12 protein-coding genes, 6 tRNA genes and 3 rRNA genes are annotated in these 17,366 nt (G+C 43.0%); all 21 read right to left on the bottom strand.

Features of this window, described 5'->3' with window-relative positions; genetic code table 11:
* Window positions 1–89: 89 nt before the first annotated feature.
* Window positions 90–1,751 (bottom strand): amidohydrolase, encoded by a 1,662-nt coding sequence (locus J9318_RS00405; protein ID WP_210560565.1) that lies wholly within the window; start codon window positions 1,749–1,751, stop codon window positions 90–92.
* Window positions 1,752–2,033: 282 nt separating this feature from the next.
* On the bottom strand, window positions 2,034–3,218 hold the full coding sequence (gene tuf / locus J9318_RS00410) for an elongation factor Tu (protein WP_210560552.1): 1,185 nt from the start codon (window positions 3,216–3,218) through the stop codon (window positions 2,034–2,036).
* Between the two features lie 84 nt (window positions 3,219–3,302).
* Window positions 3,303–3,378, bottom strand: a tRNA-Thr gene (locus tag J9318_RS00415).
* 10 nt (window positions 3,379–3,388) lie between these two features.
* Window positions 3,389–3,462: transfer RNA gene (locus tag J9318_RS00420), tRNA-Gly, on the bottom strand.
* 85 nt (window positions 3,463–3,547) lie between these two features.
* A tRNA-Tyr gene (locus tag J9318_RS00425) sits at window positions 3,548–3,632 on the bottom strand.
* 13 nt (window positions 3,633–3,645) lie between these two features.
* Window positions 3,646–3,721: transfer RNA gene (locus J9318_RS00430), tRNA-Thr, on the bottom strand.
* A gap of 146 nt (window positions 3,722–3,867) precedes the next feature.
* A complete protein-coding gene (locus J9318_RS00435; RefSeq protein ID WP_210560566.1) occupies window positions 3,868–4,575 on the bottom strand; it encodes a type III pantothenate kinase in 708 nt (235 codons plus the stop codon).
* On the bottom strand, window positions 4,575–5,555 hold the full coding sequence (birA, locus tag J9318_RS00440; protein ID WP_210560567.1) for a bifunctional biotin--[acetyl-CoA-carboxylase] ligase/biotin operon repressor BirA: 981 nt from the start codon (window positions 5,553–5,555) through the stop codon (window positions 4,575–4,577). The genes J9318_RS00435 and birA overlap by 1 nt, the downstream gene beginning before the upstream one ends.
* Complete coding sequence (gene murB, locus J9318_RS00445; RefSeq protein WP_210560568.1) at window positions 5,545–6,564, bottom strand: UDP-N-acetylmuramate dehydrogenase; 1,020 nt, start codon at window positions 6,562–6,564, stop codon at window positions 5,545–5,547. Before murB ends, birA begins: the two co-directional genes overlap by 11 nt.
* Window positions 6,565–6,870: 306 nt before the next feature.
* Window positions 6,871–6,985, bottom strand: a 5S ribosomal RNA gene (gene rrf / locus J9318_RS00450).
* A 121-nt stretch (window positions 6,986–7,106) separates the two neighbouring features.
* Window positions 7,107–9,987 (bottom strand): 23S ribosomal RNA (locus J9318_RS00455).
* Between the two features lie 301 nt (window positions 9,988–10,288).
* Window positions 10,289–10,364: transfer RNA gene (locus tag J9318_RS00460), tRNA-Ala, on the bottom strand.
* A 44-nt stretch (window positions 10,365–10,408) separates the two neighbouring features.
* Window positions 10,409–10,485: transfer RNA gene (locus J9318_RS00465), tRNA-Ile, on the bottom strand.
* 108 nt (window positions 10,486–10,593) lie between these two features.
* Window positions 10,594–12,127, bottom strand: a 16S ribosomal RNA gene (locus J9318_RS00470).
* The 16S, 23S and 5S rRNA genes sit together here with 2 tRNA genes alongside, the layout of an rRNA operon.
* A 778-nt stretch (window positions 12,128–12,905) precedes the next feature.
* A complete protein-coding gene (gene rplQ, locus J9318_RS00475; protein ID WP_210560569.1) occupies window positions 12,906–13,307 on the bottom strand; it encodes a 50S ribosomal protein L17 in 402 nt (133 codons plus the stop codon).
* 33 nt (window positions 13,308–13,340) lie between these two features.
* Window positions 13,341–14,333, bottom strand: a complete 993-nt coding sequence (locus tag J9318_RS00480) for a DNA-directed RNA polymerase subunit alpha (RefSeq protein WP_210560570.1) — start codon at window positions 14,331–14,333, stop codon at window positions 13,341–13,343.
* A gap of 24 nt (window positions 14,334–14,357) precedes the next feature.
* The gene (gene rpsD, locus J9318_RS00485) at window positions 14,358–14,978 is read right to left on the bottom strand and encodes a 30S ribosomal protein S4 (RefSeq protein ID WP_210560571.1); all 621 of its coding nucleotides are present in this window, start codon (window positions 14,976–14,978) and stop codon (window positions 14,358–14,360) included.
* A 22-nt stretch (window positions 14,979–15,000) separates the two neighbouring features.
* On the bottom strand, window positions 15,001–15,390 hold the full coding sequence (rpsK, locus tag J9318_RS00490; RefSeq protein ID WP_155696621.1) for a 30S ribosomal protein S11: 390 nt from the start codon (window positions 15,388–15,390) through the stop codon (window positions 15,001–15,003).
* Window positions 15,391–15,406: 16 nt separating this feature from the next.
* Window positions 15,407–15,763 carry a 30S ribosomal protein S13 gene (gene rpsM / locus J9318_RS00495; protein ID WP_210560572.1) on the bottom strand — a complete coding sequence of 119 codons (357 nt, stop codon included), beginning with the start codon at window positions 15,761–15,763 and terminating at the stop codon, window positions 15,407–15,409.
* Between the two features lie 112 nt (window positions 15,764–15,875).
* Window positions 15,876–15,989 carry a 50S ribosomal protein L36 gene (gene rpmJ, locus J9318_RS00500; protein ID WP_105051509.1) on the bottom strand — a complete coding sequence of 38 codons (114 nt, stop codon included), beginning with the start codon at window positions 15,987–15,989 and terminating at the stop codon, window positions 15,876–15,878.
* Between the two features lie 17 nt (window positions 15,990–16,006).
* A complete protein-coding gene (gene secY, locus J9318_RS00505) occupies window positions 16,007–17,365 on the bottom strand; it encodes a preprotein translocase subunit SecY (protein WP_210560573.1) in 1,359 nt (452 codons plus the stop codon).
* Between the last annotated feature and the right edge of the window lies 1 nt (window position 17,366).

Raw genomic sequence — 17,366 nt, forward strand, 5'->3', positions numbered from 1 at the left:
CTTAATTTTTAAGGGAATCATAAAGTGGGGAGCGCCATTATACTTAACTGGTTTAATGACGCAATTAAAAACTAATTTTCGCTAATAATTTATGGGTTCTTATATACCAGTTTACCTGCGACCCATGTTTCCAGCACATTCGACTTCCATATATTTTCTTTTGGGATAGTAAATATATCTTGGTCTATTATTATGAAGTCAGCATATTTGCCCGCTTGTAATCCGCCAATTATTTTATCTTGGTGCGCACCGTAAGCCGCGTCAATGGTAAATGAACGAAGCGCTTCCGCCATACTCATAGACTGATTAGGACGCCATCCGCCTTTTGGCATATTAGCTCTGTCCTGACGAGTAACGGCAGCATGCAAACCTAAAAATGGATTTGCCAACTCTACCGGGAAATCAGACCCTGAAATAATACGACTGCCTTGTTTTAGAAATTGTTGCCAAGCATATGCGCCTTCTAGTCTACTTTGTCCAATTCGTTTTGGTGCCATTTCCTTGTCTGACGTTGCATGTGTTGGTTGCATCGAAGGGAGAATATTCAATGTTTTAAAGCGCGGAATATCCTCAGGGTGAACAACTTGCGCATGCTCTACACGGTGTCTAAGCTCCTCGCCATTATAGAGAATAGACTCTGGCTTTTTAAATACTCTTTCAAATTCATTTAACGCTATTCGATTAGCTCTATCGCCGATAGCGTGAATATTAATTTGAAATCGATGACTTAGGATTTCATCGAATAAAGGCGTCAGTTTTTCAGGTGATGTAACTAAAAGCCCTACGTTATCCTTATCATCATGATACGGTTGTAATAAAGCGGCTCCGCGGCTACCAAGCGCACCGTCTCCATATATCTTCACACTTCGTATTGATAGGAAGTCTTTATTATCTTTTATGTAACCATGCTTCAACATATCAGAGAGATGGGGGTCTGTTGCAGCGAGCATCGCATAGACACGCACGTCTAAATCGCCTGCTTTAGCAGCGTCTTTATATAGATGATAAGTTTCATGATCGATCCCAGCGTCATGCATACTGGTAACCCCTAATGAAAGTAAATGATCAGTCGCTTTTTCTAAAGCGGCCTTCATTTCACCCTTGGACGGGTTTGGTATTTTATCCATTACAAGTATTTCTGCGTTATCGATAAGTACACCTGTCGGATTGCCTTGCGCATCTTTAACGATTTCACCTCCTGGAGGGGAGATTGTGTCCTTTGTAATTCCCGCTAACTCTAAAGCTTTTGTATTTAACCATGCTGCATGGCCGTCTACTCGACTTAAATAAACTGGGCGATCAGAAATATACTCGTCTAATTGTTTGGCTGTTGGGTATGTATTAGAAGGCCAGATTTCTTGATTCCAGCCGCGGCCTTTAATCCAACTAATATCTGGGTTTTGCTCACTGTAAGCAGCAACTTTTTGGGCCGTTGCCTCAGCGCTACGTATATCACGAACATCCACATTTAATAAATTAAAGCCTAAACCAAGCATGTGTCCATGTCCGTCGACTAAACCAGGCAACATTACTTTCTGTTTCCCATCAATTCGTTTAGCGCTCTTATATTGGTCTATTAATTCGTTATTCCCAATTTTAAGTACTATTCCATTCTCAAAGGCAATAGCTGAGAATGTCACTAAGTTGCGTTCATTTGTGAATGTATATCCTTTGACGTTATGTATTATTGTCGGCTCCGCCATAACGGAAATACTGACTAACAGCGATATTATTGATAGATAAATTTTCATAACACTTCCTTTGATAAACTTCACTAAAACATAACACGATATAGACAACTGTATATTATTATTCGCTGAATATATGAAATCTGGCGACAAAATTTAAAGTTTTATCAATATAAAAAATTCATACTCGACGTTATAAGCACTAACCTGTGATTATCGTTAAACTTTAGTTTTAGTTTTAAGCAGACAATAAAAAAAGGCTCCCATTCGTTAGAACAGGAGCCTTTCTTTTATCTTTTTTGTTAATCAGTTTACAGCTGACTGCAACCTCTTAACAACGCAGAATTACGCTACGATTGATGCTACAACACCAGCACCAACTGTACGGCCACCTTCACGGATTGCGAAACGTAGACCTTCGTCCATCGCGATTGGTGCGATTAGCTCAACAACCATCTTGATGTTATCACCAGGCATTACCATTTCTACGCCTTCTGGAAGCTCAACTGCACCAGTTACGTCAGTTGTACGGAAGTAGAACTGTGGACGGTAACCTTTGAAGAATGGAGTATGACGACCACCTTCTTCTTTTGATAAAACGTATACTTCTGATTCGAACTTAGTGTGCGGCTGGATTGAACCAGGCTTCGCTAGTACTTGACCACGTTCAACTTCATCACGCTTAGTACCACGTAACAATGCACCAATGTTCTCACCTGCACGACCTTCGTCTAGAAGCTTACGGAACATTTCAACACCTGTACATGTTGTAGTCGTTGTATCTTTGATACCAACGATTTCTACTGAGTCACCTGTGTTAATGATACCTTGCTCAACACGACCTGTTACTACTGTACCACGACCTGAGATTGAGAATACGTCTTCGATAGGCATGATGAATGGCTTATCGATGTCACGCTCTGGCTCTGGAATGTAAGTATCTAGTGCTTCTGCTAGTTCGATGATCTTCGCTTCCCACTCTGCTTCGCCTTCAAGAGCTTTAAGAGCTGAACCAGCGATTAGTGGAAGGTCGTCACCAGGGAATTCGTATTCTGAAAGAAGTTCACGAACTTCCATTTCTACTAATTCTAGTAACTCTTCGTCATCAACCATGTCACATTTGTTCATGAATACGATGATGTAAGGTACACCAACCTGACGTGAAAGTAGGATGTGCTCACGTGTTTGAGGCATTGGGCCGTCAGTTGCAGCAACAACTAAGATCGCGCCGTCCATCTGTGCAGCACCAGTGATCATGTTTTTAACATAATCGGCGTGTCCTGGACAGTCTACGTGTGCGTAGTGACGAGTTGGAGTGTCATACTCGATGTGAGAAGTATTGATTGTAATACCACGCTCACGCTCTTCTGGAGCATTATCGATTTGTGCGAAATCTCTAACGTCACCACCGTATGTCTTAGAAAGTACTGCAGAGATTGCAGCTGTTAAAGTTGTTTTACCGTGGTCAACGTGACCGATTGTACCAACGTTAACGTGCGGTTTAGTACGTTCAAACTTTTCTCTTGCCATTTTCAGACCTATTTCAGTTTTATTAAAGTAATACGCTATAAGCGTGGTTTATAAATTTGAAAGTTTGGGCGAGAAATTTTTAGATGGTGCTGATAGGCAGATTTGAACTGCCGACCTCACCCTTACCAAGGGTGCGCTCTACCAACTGAGCTATATCAGCAAAAAATACTTGGAGCGGACGGCGGGAATCGAACCCGCGTTATTAGCTTGGAAGGCTAGAGTAATACCATTATACGACGTCCGCTTTGTTCAATTTCTCGCACAAAGCACAAAAGGTCGCGAGCCGACCTTATTTATATCAAAATAATAATCTTGATATGAGAATGAGATGGTGGAGGGAGGTGGATTCGAACCACCGAAGGTAGAACCGTCAGATTTACAGTCTGATCCCTTTGGCCACTCGGGAACCCCTCCACACTTTATTTGATGGTGCCGGCTGCCGGAATCGAACTGGCGACCTACTGATTACAAGTCAGTTGCTCTACCAACTGAGCTAAGCCGGCACTGCATCAAGTGGTGCGAATTCTATGGTATGAGTTTTGATTGTGCAAGCATAAAACGTCTTTTTTTTGTTTTTTTTGTTTGTTTGGTGATGTTTTAAACAAATAAAACCAAGGTCGGTTAATTAACAATCGCAATTATGATTGTATTAAGAAAATAACGACAAACCCTCAAATATAAGAAATTTATTTTCGACATAATCACACGTTAATAAACGAGCAATTTTTCCTCTATCACCCCCGGTTAATACAATTAATATATTGTTTTTCTCGTTATCGCTTAACTGACGTCTGATTTCCTCTCTTGCTTTGTCAATTGTACCAACGAGACTAAATAGACATCCATTCAATAAAGCAGAAGGTGTGTCTGTACCAATTCGTTCATCGTCTATGTTGTTATTTACAAAAACTAAGGGTGCTCGTTCTACGATTGAGTTTTTCATTAACGTCAATCCTGGTGTAATCCATCCGCCTATATGAGTTTTATTTGGCAAAACAAAATCTATAGTCATAGCAGTACCACTATCAACTACGATTAAAGGTCTATTGGGATAACTTATTGTTGCGGCGAGTACACCTAACCAGCGATCTATCCCTAGGTGTTTAACGTTCTTATATCCACACGTGACGCCAAAACTTATAGGTTCGACCTTAGGAAATATGACTGGAACATCGTATTCTTTTGCTTTAGATTCGACGTCTATAAACAAACTGTATTCTTTTACTTTTGCTATGACAATAACGTCAGCATCTTTGATTAGTGACATAAATGATGATTGAGGTAACTCACTACATCGGTGGTTCTCGAATTTAGCAAACTTAATGTTGGTATTGCCGGCGTCTATAAGTAACTTCACTATCTAGCTTTCCTTAAACTTAATTCACCGCCATAAGCTTTAAATATTCGCTTCGTCAATTCATCTTCTAACATTAGTGAACCCGTATCATCTATACCTAAGCACTTACCCTGCTTTTGTTCCTTTCCACTAGACAAGGTAACAAGTAACCCTTCGTATGCGTTCATTTCGTTCCATACCGAATACAACGTTTCTAATCTGTTTTGCTTAAATGTAATCATTATTTTATCGATTTCCCGCAAAAGCCGTGCGACAAATTCATTTCTGTCGATATTAGAATTGGTGTTGCTCTTAACATCTGTCCAGGGTTGATCTATCTCGATATTATTTGGCATATTGATATTTACACCTATACCGATAACTAAATGGCAAAGGCCATCGCTTTGACCTTCTGCCTCTACTAATACGCCTGCTACTTTTTTATCGTTTATTAGTACATCATTTGGCCACTTTAACTTTGCCGTACCTTCAATAAACTGATTAATACAATTACTAACAGCGATACCAAGCGCTAAACTTAATCCAGCGGCTTCAGATAGGCCGTCCTGTGATTGATAGTAACGAGACAAATAGACATGACTACCATAAGGACTTGCCCACTCTCGGCCTCGCCGTCCCCTTCCATGTGTTTGACACTCTGATATAACGGTATAACCGTCGCTGACTTCGTTAGTCTCACGTAACATTCGAATTAGATGTGCATTGGTTGAATCTATAACGTGATGCAAAGTAATAGTAGAGTTATGCCGATATAAATGACGAATTTTTTCTTCATTTAATAGCGAGAGCGGTTCTGCAAGTCGATAGCCTTTTCCTTTTACGGAGAAGACTTCTAAGCCTAATGTATTAATCCCCTTTATATGCTTCGCCACCGCTGTACGGGAAAGATTTAGTAACTCTGCTAATGCTTGCCCTGAGACGAATTGTCCTCTGGAAAGTTCTTTAATAATTATTAGCTTCGCATCGGTCTCAGCTCGCATAGTAATCTGCCAAGGTAACTTCTTTGTCTTTATTAAAAAAACGAACTTCTGGTTCTAGTTTAATCCCGAAGGTCGAATAGACCGTATCAATGATTTTATTAGCCGCTAACACGACATCTTGCCCTTGCGCTTCGCCGTTGTGGTTCGTTAGTACTAACGCTTGTTTTGGGTTTACTCTTACGTTCCCGAATTCTTTTCCTTTTAGCCCAGCTTTATCAATTAGCCAACCAGCCGCAATTTTAAATGTTCCATCTTTCAGCGGATATGAAGGTAATGAAGGAAATAGTTCAGTAACTCGATTAAGTTCTAACTTAGTAATAATTGGGTTTTTAAAAAAACTACCAGCATTTCCAATAATCATTGGATCGGGAAGTTTGGAATTTCTTATACTACATACTTCGTTAAAAATACTTATCGGTGTTGGGCATTCTAAGTTTTTTAATTCACCATATTCTAAAACTGGACTCCATTCCTTAGGAAGCTTAAATCTCACTGTTAAGATAATGCTATTAGTCGCCAGCTCATGTTTAAAAATGCTATCTCTATACCCAAAGTTACACTCTAGGTTAGTAAGTGAATTTATTTCGCCTGATACTAGGTCAATGTAAACGACTGAATCTATGAATTGGTTAACCTCAACTCCATAAGCTCCAATATTTTGTATCGGAGCGGCACCAACAGTGCCTGGTATTAAAGCAAGATTTTCTAATCCATATACTTCGTTTTCTAACGACCAACTCACCAAACTATGCCAGTTTTCACCCGAGTTTACGTCGATATAATAAAAATCATTGTCTTCAAATAAAGTCTTTCCTAAATACTCGTTTACATAAAGCGGTATAGCTAGGTTTTCTAAAAATAGAGTATTGCTCCCTGAGCCTACTAGCACGAAATCTTTATTTAGTATCTGTCCCACTAAAGCTTTAAAGTCATCTTCTGATGTGATTTTAACTACATCATTAGCGTAATGATTTAATTGAAAAGTATGAAACTGCTTTAATGAATTCAATTTAAGGGACCAAAGTGATTAATATGAGTGTAATTTAACATTAACACAGCATTTACTCACTACTGCTAATAAGAAATTTCTATAGGTGCAAAGTATACGATAGTCTCACTGTAAAAATTTAGCAGAGATAGTATGAAACGCTTCGACAAAACATTAATACTCAAGAGCCGTGCATGCATGGATGCAGGAGTTAGAGCAACGCAGGAGCAGTTGCCGAGAGCGACGAAGTAGCGAGCCGTGATGGTTGGGTATAAATCGGAGGCAATAAAAAACCCCTCGCACATAGTGCAAGGGGTTAGTATGGGAGCCTGGCGGTGAGCTACTCTCGCATAGCAAATGCTACACTACCATCGCCGCAGCTGCGTTTCACTTCTGAGTTCGAAATGGAGTCAGGTGGTTCCACAGCGCTATTGCCACCAGGCAAAGCTGTTTGTAATCGATGTTATAAAAACACCGCTTACGTAAATTGTCTTAACAATCAGAAAGCTGGATATTCAACCAAAATAATTTTGAGTCTCTGTAGGAGAACACTTAAGCGTTGTATGGTTAAGCCTCACGGGCAATTAGTATAAGTTAGCTTAATGCCTCACAGCACTTCCACACCTTACCTATCAACGTTGTAGTCTTCAACGACCCTTTAGGACAGTTAAACTGTCAGGGATGACTCATCTCGAGGCTCGCTTCCCGCTTAGATGCTTTCAGCGGTTATCGATTCCGAACGTAGCTACCGGGCAATGCCATTGGCATGACAACCCGAACACCAGCGGTTCGTCCACTCCGGTCCTCTCGTACTAGGAGCAGCCCCTCTCAATCATCCAACGCCCACGGCAGATAGGGACCGAACTGTCTCACGACGTTCTAAACCCAGCTCGCGTACCACTTTAAATGGCGAACAGCCATACCCTTGGGACCGACTTCAGCCCCAGGATGTGATGAGCCGACATCGAGGTGCCAAACACCGCCGTCGATATGAACTCTTGGGCGGTATCAGCCTGTTATCCCCGGAGTACCTTTTATCCGTTGAGCGATGGCCCTTCCATACAGAGCCACCGGATCACTATGACCTACTTTCGTACCTGCTCGACGTGTCTGTCTCGCAGTTAAGCTTGCTTCTACCATTACACTAACCGTACGATGTCCGACCGTACTTAGCAAACCTTCGTGCTCCTCCGTTACTCTTTGGGAGGAGACCGCCCCAGTCAAACTACCCACCAGACACTGTCCACAACCCCGATAAGGGGCCAATGTTAGAACATCAAACATACAAGGGTGGTATTTCAAGGATGGCTCCACCTGAACTGGCGTCCAAGTTTCATAGCCTCCCACCTATCCTACACATGTAGGCTCAATGTTCAGTGTCAAGCTGTAGTAAAGGTTCACGGGGTCTTTCCGTCTAGCCGCGGGTACACAGCATCTTCACTGCGATTTCAATTTCACTGAGTCTCGGGTGGAGACAGCGTGGCCATCATTACACCATTCGTGCAGGTCGGAACTTACCCGACAAGGAATTTCGCTACCTTAGGACCGTTATAGTTACGGCCGCCGTTTACCGGGGCTTCGATCATGAGCTTCTCCGAGGATAACCCAATCAATTAACCTTCCGGCACCGGGCAGGTGTCACACCCTATACGTCATCTTTCGATTTAGCAGAGTGCTGTGTTTTTAATAAACAGTTGCAGCCACCAGGTCACTGCGACCCACTTCAGCTCCGATAGCAAGTATCTTCACCTAATGTGGGCGTACCTTCTCCCGAAGTTACGGTACCATTTTGCCTAGTTCCTTCACCCGAGTTCTCTCAAGCGCCTTAGTATTCTCTACCTGACCACCTGTGTCGGTTTGGGGTACGGTTCTTAATCATCTGAAGCTTAGAGGCTTTTCCTGGAAGTATGGCATCAATGACTTCATCACCTTAGTGACTCGTCTCGTATCTCAGTATTAGCCGCCCGGATTTACCTAAGCAGCCTACCTACATACTTTCACACGGACAACCATCGCCGTGCTCACCTAGCCTTCTCCGTCCCCCCATCGCAATGATTAAAAGTACAGAAATATTAATCTGTTTCCCATCGACTACGCATTTCTGCCTCGCCTTAGGGGCCGACTTACCCTACCCTGATTAGCATGGGATAGGAACCCTTGGTCTTTCGGCGTGGGGGTTTTTCACCCCCATTATCGTTACTCATGTCAACATTCGCACTTCTGATATGTCCAGCACACTTCTCAATGCACCTTCAGCCACTTACAGAACGCTCCCCTACCTAGCGTAATAAATTACGCTACCGCAGCTTCGGTGTTATGCTTAGCCCCGTTACATCTTCCGCGCAGGCCGACTCGACTAGTGAGCTATTACGCTTTCTTTAAAGGGTGGCTGCTTCTAAGCCAACCTCCTAGCTGTCTAAGCCTTCCCACATCGTTTCCCACTTAGCATAAACTTTGGGACCTTAGCTGGCGGTCTGGGTTGTTTCCCTCTCCACGACGAACGTTAGCACCCGCCGTGTGTCTCCCGGATATTACTTTACGGTATTCGGAGTTTGCATGGGGTTGGTAAGCCGGGATGGCCCCCTAGCCCAAACAGTGCTCTACCCCCGTAAGTATTCGTCCGAGGCTCTACCTAAATAGATTTCGGGGAGAACCAGCTATCTCCCGGTTTGATTAGCCTTTCACTCCTAGCCACAGGTCATCCCCTAACTTTTCAACGTTAGTGGGTTCGGTCCTCCAGTTGATGTTACTCAACCTTCAACCTGCCCATGGCTAGATCACCGGGTTTCGGGTCTATACCTTGCAACTTATTCGCCCAGTTAAGACTCGGTTTCCCTACGGCTCCCCTATTCGGTTAACCTTGCTACAAAATATAAGTCGTTGACCCATTATACAAAAGGTACGCAGTCACAGAACAAGTCTGCTCCTACTGCTTGTACGTATACGGTTTCAGGTTCTATTTCACTCCCCTCACAGGGGTTCTTTTCGCCTTTCCCTCACGGTACTGGTTCACTATCGGTCAATTGGGAGTATTTAGCCTTAGAGGATGGTCCCCCTATCTTCAGTCAAGGTTTCTCGTGCCCCGACCTACTTAATATGTCCAACATGGCTTGTCGTGTACGGGACTATCACCCACTATCGTTGCACTTTCCAGAGCATTCCACTAAACCATGCTGATTCGGCTGTTTCCCGTTCGCTCGCCGCTACTTAGGAAATCTCGGTTGATTTCTTTTCCTCCGGGTACTTAGATGTTTCAGTTCTCCGGGTTCGCTTCGCATAGCTATGTATTCACTATACGATACCCTAAAAAGGGTGGGTTTCCCCATTCGGAAATTCTGGTTTATAACGGTTTTTATCACCTTAACCAGACTTATCGCAGATTAACACGTCCTTCATCGCCTCCAATTGCCAAGGCATCCACCGTATACGCTTATTCACTTAACCATACAACCTTAAATGCTCTCGCAAATTCAGTCGCAGTTTATGTGTCATATTTATTGGTTACTTGGTTTGTATAAGACCAAGAACCTGACATAAATAACGCTTGAGTTTTCTCTTACAGTGATAATCAAAATTATTTTTTTAGTTGTTGAATAACAAATAAATAAACAATAATGTTTACCTTATTTTTTTATCAGCTTTCCAAATTGTTAAAGAGCATGAGTTTATAAAAAACTCTAAACGATGCACACTCACTACAATGTGTATGGTTTAGGGTTTTGAATCGAGAAACTGAGTGTCAGTATGGTGGAGCTACGCGGGATCGAACCGCGGACCTCTTGAATGCAAATCAAGCGCTCTCCCAGCTGAGCTATAGCCCCATACTGAAGTCACGTCATTAAAACGTTGGTCCAAATCGAAGATTTGGTAGGCCTGGGCAGACTTGAACTGCCGACCTCACCCTTATCAGGGGTGCGCTCTAACCAGCTGAGCTACAGGCCTATCGTTTATGCTACAAACTCTCGAATGCAGCTAACAGCTTGCAGCTTTCTCGCTCATTATTCGTAATTAATTATTTGTGTGAACACTCTGAAGGTGTAACTTCGTTTATAAGGAGGTGATCCAGCCGCAGGTTCCCCTACGGCTACCTTGTTACGACTTCACCCCAGTCATGAACCACAAAGTGGTAAGCGCCCTCCCGAAGGTTAAGCTACCTACTTCTTTTGCAGCCCACTCCCATGGTGTGACGGGCGGTGTGTACAAGGCCCGGGAACGTATTCACCGTGGCATTCTGATCCACGATTACTAGCGATTCCGACTTCATGGAGTCGAGTTGCAGACTCCAATCCGGACTACGACAAGCTTTATGGGATCCGCTTACTCTCGCGAGTTCGCAACCCTTTGTACTTGCCATTGTAGCACGTGTGTAGCCCATCTCGTAAGGGCCATGATGACTTGACGTCGTCCCCACCTTCCTCCGGTTTGTCACCGGCAGTCTCCTTAGAGTTCCCACCATTACGTGCTGGCAACTAAGGATAAGGGTTGCGCTCGTTGCGGGACTTAACCCAACATTTCACAACACGAGCTGACGACAGCCATGCAGCACCTGTCTCATAGTTCCCGAAGGCACTAAAGCGTCTCTGCTAAATTCTATGGATGTCAAGAGATGGTAAGGTTCTTCGCGTTGCATCGAATTAAACCACATGCTCCACCGCTTGTGCGGGCCCCCGTCAATTCATTTGAGTTTTAACCTTGCGGCCGTACTCCCCAGGCGGTCTACTTAATGCGTTAGCTGCGCAAGACAACTCTTAAGAGTCAAACTGCTAGTAGACATCGTTTACGGCGTGGACTACCAGGGTATCTAATCCTGTTTGCTACCCACGCTTTCGTACATGAGCGTCAGTGTCGACCCAGGTGGCTGCCTTCGCCATTGGTATTCCTTCAGATCTCTACGCATTTCACCGCTACACCTGAAATTCTACCACCCTCTGTCGCACTCTAGCCATCCAGTTTCAAATGCAGTTCCCAGGTTGAGCCCGGGGCTTTCACATCTGACTTAAATGGCCGCCTGCGTACGCTTTACGCCCAGTAATTCCGATTAACGCTCGCACCCTCCGTATTACCGCGGCTGCTGGCACGGAGTTAGCCGGTGCTTCTTCTGCGAGTAACGTCACACCTAGCCGGTATTAACGACTAAGCTTTCCTCCTCGCTGAAAGTGCTTTACAACCCGAAGGCCTTCTTCACACACGCGGCATGGCTGCATCAGGCTTTCGCCCATTGTGCAATATTCCCCACTGCTGCCTCCCGTAGGAGTCTGGACCGTGTCTCAGTTCCAGTGTGGCTGATCATCCTCTCAGACCAGCTAGGGATCGTCGGCTTGGTGAGCCTTTACCTCACCAACTACCTAATCCCACTTGGGCTTCTCTAAAGGCGGGAGCCGAAGCCCCCTTTGAGCCGTAGCTATCATGCGGTATTAGCAGTCGTTTCCAACTGTTGTCCCCCACCTAAAGGCAAATTCCCAAGCATTACTCACCCGTCCGCCACTCGTCATCTTCTAGCAAGCTAGAAATGTTACCGTTCGACTTGCATGTGTTAGGCCTGCCGCCAGCGTTCAATCTGAGCCATGATCAAACTCTTCACTTAAAAGTTTAATCGCTACCCATTGAATTCTGTTCAAATAAATTTCGTTCAGACACTCAATTGATAGTTACAAGTACTAAGCTGCCTTCCGAAGAAGAACCTTAGTGTGTTTGTTACTACTCATCGGAGTGCCCACACAAATAATTAATTACAAATTGTTAAAGAACGTTCAGAGCCTTTCTGCTCTTGGTCGAGACCTTGTCTCAACCGGGATGCGCATTCTACACTTCCCTAATTCGTTGTCAACGTTTTTATCAAATCTTTTTCATTATGTTGAAGAAGTTTTCTAAACCGTTTTGAGTCAAATCAAACCACCTTTACTTAACGTTTCAAGCCGTTTGATGTCTCCCTGACAACGAGGACGCATTATAGAGATCTAATTCCGTTGCGCAAGTGCTTTTTTCAAAAAACTTACTTTTTTATGTTGTTAGTCCAAATAAGAAGCTAAACGTATCGTTTTTATACTATAAGTCGCTAAAACTGACTAAAAAAAACGCCTTTAAACTTAAATATTTCCAAAACATACCTATTACCTTTGGGGACCTTGCTAAGTAGATAAGTAGATAAGTAGATAAGTAGATAAGTAGATAAGTAGATAAGTAGATAAGTAGATAAGTAGATAAGTAGATAAGTAGATAAGTAGATAAGTAGATAAGTAGATAAGTAGATAAGTAGATAAGTAGATAAGTAGATAAGTAGATAAGTAGATAAGTATAATTTTAGAGTTTTATCGTTTACAACCCATAAAGGTAAAAAAGCCGGGAAAACCCGGCTTTTTTATTTACTCTTCAGTAGCTTCAACTACTTCAGCATCTGCATCAAGTTCTGGTCTATCAACCAGTTCAATGTACGCCATTGGTGCTTTATCACCAGTACGGTATCCACACTTGATAATACGAGTGTATCCACCAGGACGTTCATTGTAACGTTGACCCAAGTCAGTAAATAATTTACCAACTACTTCAGCATCTCTCGTACGAGCAAATGCTAAACGACGATTTGCTACGCTGTCAGATTTAGCCATTGTGATCAATGGTTCAATAACACGACGTAATTCTTTCGCTTTAGGCAACGTTGTCTTGATGATTTCATGCTTCACCAATGAACCCGCCATATTACGGAACATCGCTTGACGATGACTGCTGTTGCGGTTTAATTGACGACCACTCTTACGATGGCGCATGAGCTTTTCCTTCTAACTAATTCGTTTAAAAATTTAGTCGTTATCTAACAGACTAGCCGGTGGCCAGTTCTCTAAGCGCATGCCTAGAGATAAACCACGAGACGCTAAAACGTCTTTGATTTCTGTTAGAGACTTCTTACCAAGGTTAGGAGTTTTTAATAACTCAACCTCAGTTCGCTGTACTAAATCACCGATATATTGTACTTGTTCAGCTTTCAAACAGTTAGCTGAACGAACAGTCAATTCTAGATCGTCTACTGGACGTAATAGAATTGGATCAAATTCTGGCTTCTCTTCTTCTTGAGCTACTTCAGTAACGTCACGTAAGTCTACGAACGCTTCTAACTGTTCTGCAAGAATAGTAGAAGAACGACGAATTGCTTCTTCAGGATCTAAAGTGCCATTCGTTTCCATATCAATGATCAATTTGTCTAGATCAGTACGTTGTTCAACACGAGCACTTTCAACATTGTAAGCGATACGCTCAACAGGGCTGAAAGAAGCATCAAGTAACAAGCGACCGATTGGACGATCTTCTTCGTCTGAGGACACACGCGCAGAAGCAGGAACATAACCACGGCCACGCTGCACGTTTACACGCATAGAAATTTCAGAGTTCGCACTCGTTAAATTACAAATAACGTGCTCAGGGTTGATGATTTCTACATCACCATCGTGCTGAAAATCAGCAGCTGTAACAGGGCCAACACCTGACTTACTTAAAGTCAAAGTTACTTCGTCCTTTCCCTCTACGCGAACTGCTAAACCTTTCAGGTTTAACAAGATTTCAATCACATCTTCCTGTACACCTTCTTTTGCACTGTATTCGTGCTGCACACCGTCGATTTCTACTTCGGTCACGGCACATCCAGGCATAGACGACAACAAGATTCTGCGTAACGCATTACCAAGAGTATGGCCGAAACCACGCTCTAACGGCTCAAGCGTTACTTTAGCTCGAGTTGCACTAACTTGTTCAATATCTACAAGCCTAGGCTTAAGGAATTCAGTTACAGACCCCTGCATTTTATATCCTCTTATGTTTCAACTTTACTTAGAGTAAAGTTCAACAATTAACTGTTCGTTAATCTCTGTAGACAACTCAGAGCGTTCAGGGTGTGATTTGTATACACCTGTCATCGCTTTCGCATCTACGTCAATCCAAGTCGGTTTTTCACGTTGTTCAGCTAACTCAAGAGCAGCAACAATACGACCTTGCTTTTTCGATTTTTCACGAACAGCAACAACGTCTTCTGCAGACACTTTGTAGGAAGGAATGTTCACTACGCTACCGTTAACAACAATTGACTTGTGGCTAACTAGCTGACGAGCTTCCGCACGAGTACTCGCGTAACCCATACGATAAACAACGTTATCTAAACGGCTTTCTAAAAGTTGTAATAGGTTCTCACCAGTATTACCTTTAAGACGTGCCGCCTCTTTATAATAGTTACGGAATTGTTTTTCTAAAACACCGTAAATACGACGTACTTTTTGTTTTTCACGAAGCTGCAAACCGTAGTCAGACAAACGTGGCTTACGCGCACCGTGCTGACCTGGAGCAGTATCGATTTTACATTTAGTCTCTATAGCACGTACGCCACTCTTAAGGAACAAATCTGTTCCTTCGCGACGACTAAGCTTTAGCTTTGGACCCAAATATCTTGCCATGTTCTTTCTCCACTAACAGTCGTTATACACGACGTTTCTTAGGCGGACGACAACCGTTATGAGGAATAGGTGTAACGTCAGTAATGTTAGTGATTTTATATCCCACTGCATTAAGAGCGCGAATCGCTGATTCACGGCCTGGACCAGGTCCCTTAACGAATACTTCAATATTCTTCAAACCGTATTCTTTAGCTGCTTCGCCTGCGCGTTCAGCTGCTACCTGTGCAGCGAATGGTGTTGATTTACGTGAACCACGGAAACCAGAACCACCTGCAGTAGCCCAAGACAATGCATTGCCTTGACGGTCGGTTAATGTAACGATTGTGTTGTTGAAAGACGCATGGATATGAGCCATACCATCAGCAACCTGCTTTTTTACTTTCTTACGTGAACGAGTTGGAGCTTTTGCCATTTCTTGCTACCTCGCCTTATTTAGTAATAGGTTTACGTGGACCTTTACGGGTACGCGCATTTGTTTTAGTGCGTTGACCACGTAGAGGAAGACTGCGACGATGGCGCATGCCACGGTTACAACCTAAATCCATTAAACGTTTAATATTTAAAGTTACTTCACGGCGAAGATCACCTTCAACGGTGTACTTGCCAACTTCTTCACGTAATTTATCTAAATCTTGTTCAGATAATGTTCCGATTTTCGTATCTTCAGCGATACCAGTAGCTGCCAAAATTGCTTTTGAACGAGTTTTACCGATACCGAAAATCGCTGTTAAAGCGATAACTGAATGTTTACGATCGGAAATGTTAATGCCAGCGATACGGGCCACTAACACATCTCCTATAGTTTTGGGTCAGTCGAAAAGCCCGTTAGGATACTCGACCTATGACCATTTGTAAATATGGGCGAGAAAAACTTCCTCGCCCCCATCTTACGTCGTATTAACCCTGGCGCTGTTTATGCTTAGGGTCTGTACAGATTACACGAACAACACCTGAACGTTTAATTACTTTACAGTTACGACATATCTTCTTAACGGAAGCACGTACTTTCATTGCTTTTACTCCGCAATCTAACGGCTATAGCCTTTCAGGTTAGCTTTATCTATCGCTTTCCCTGCAAGGTTCGCCTTCTTAAGAACAGAATCATACTGATGAGACATCAACAGTGTTTGAATCTGCGCCATAAAATCCATGACAACAACAACGATGATTAACAACGATGTTCCGCCAAAATAAAATTGGACATTCCAAGCGATCATCATGAACTCAGGTACTAAACATACAAATGTAATGTACATAGCTCCTGCTAGTGTCAAACGCGTCATCACCTTATCGATGTATTTCGACGTTTGCTCACCAGGTCTGATACCTGGAATAAATGCACCTGAGCGCTTCAAGTTATCCGCTGTTTCTCTCGGGTTGAAAACCAACGCGGTGTAGAAAAAACAGAAGAATATTATAGCAGCTGCGTACAACATAACATATAGGGGTTGTCCCGGTGATAAAGTTAAAGACACTTGTTGCAAAAATTCTGCAACGGCGCCTTCGCCTGTACCAAACCAAGCAGCAATAGTGCTTGGGAACATTATAATACTACCAGCAAATATCGGTGGTATTACGCCAGCCATATTTACCTTTAATGGTAAATGAGAGCTTTGTGCTTGAAACACTTGGCGACCTTGCTGTCGTTTTGCGTAGTTAACAACTATACGTCGTTGGCCACGTTCTACGAATACAACAAAGTATGTAACCGCGAATACAATAACTGCAATCAACAATAGTAACAACATGTGAAGTTCGCCTTGACGAGCTTGCTCTGCTGTTGAACCGATTGCAGATGGCAACCCTGCTACGATACCGGTAAAAATCAGTATCGAAATACCGTTACCAATACCTCGCTCAGTAATTTGCTCACCTAACCACATTAAGAACATGGTACCGGTTACCAAACTAACTACTGCTGTGAAATAGAAACCTGGACCTGGATTTAAAACCAAACCTGGCATCATATTCGGCAAGCTAGTAGCTATACCAAACGACTGGAATGTCGCTAATACAAGCGTGAAATAACGAGTGTATTGACTGATTTTCTTACGACCAGCCTCACCTTCTTTCTTTAGCTCTGCTAAAGAAGGGTGCATCACCGTCAATAACTGCATAATAATTGACGCAGTTATGTATGGCATGATACCTAACGCTAATACCGAAGCACGCTCAAGCGCACCACCGGAGAACATGTTAAACATTTCTACGATGGTACCCTTTTGCTGTTCGAATAATTCAGCTAGTACTGCAGCATCTATCCCAGGAATTGGAACAAAAGAACCCAATCGAAACACAACAATAGCTAAAAAAACAAATAATAATCGTTGTTTTAACTCGGCAAAGCCTGTCTGTCCGCTTTGTAGGTCTAATCCTGGTTTAGCCATA

The sequence above is a fragment of the Psychrosphaera aestuarii genome, assembly GCF_017948405.1.
In the GTDB taxonomy this organism is placed as follows: Bacteria; Pseudomonadota; Gammaproteobacteria; order Enterobacterales; family Alteromonadaceae; genus Psychrosphaera; species Psychrosphaera aestuarii.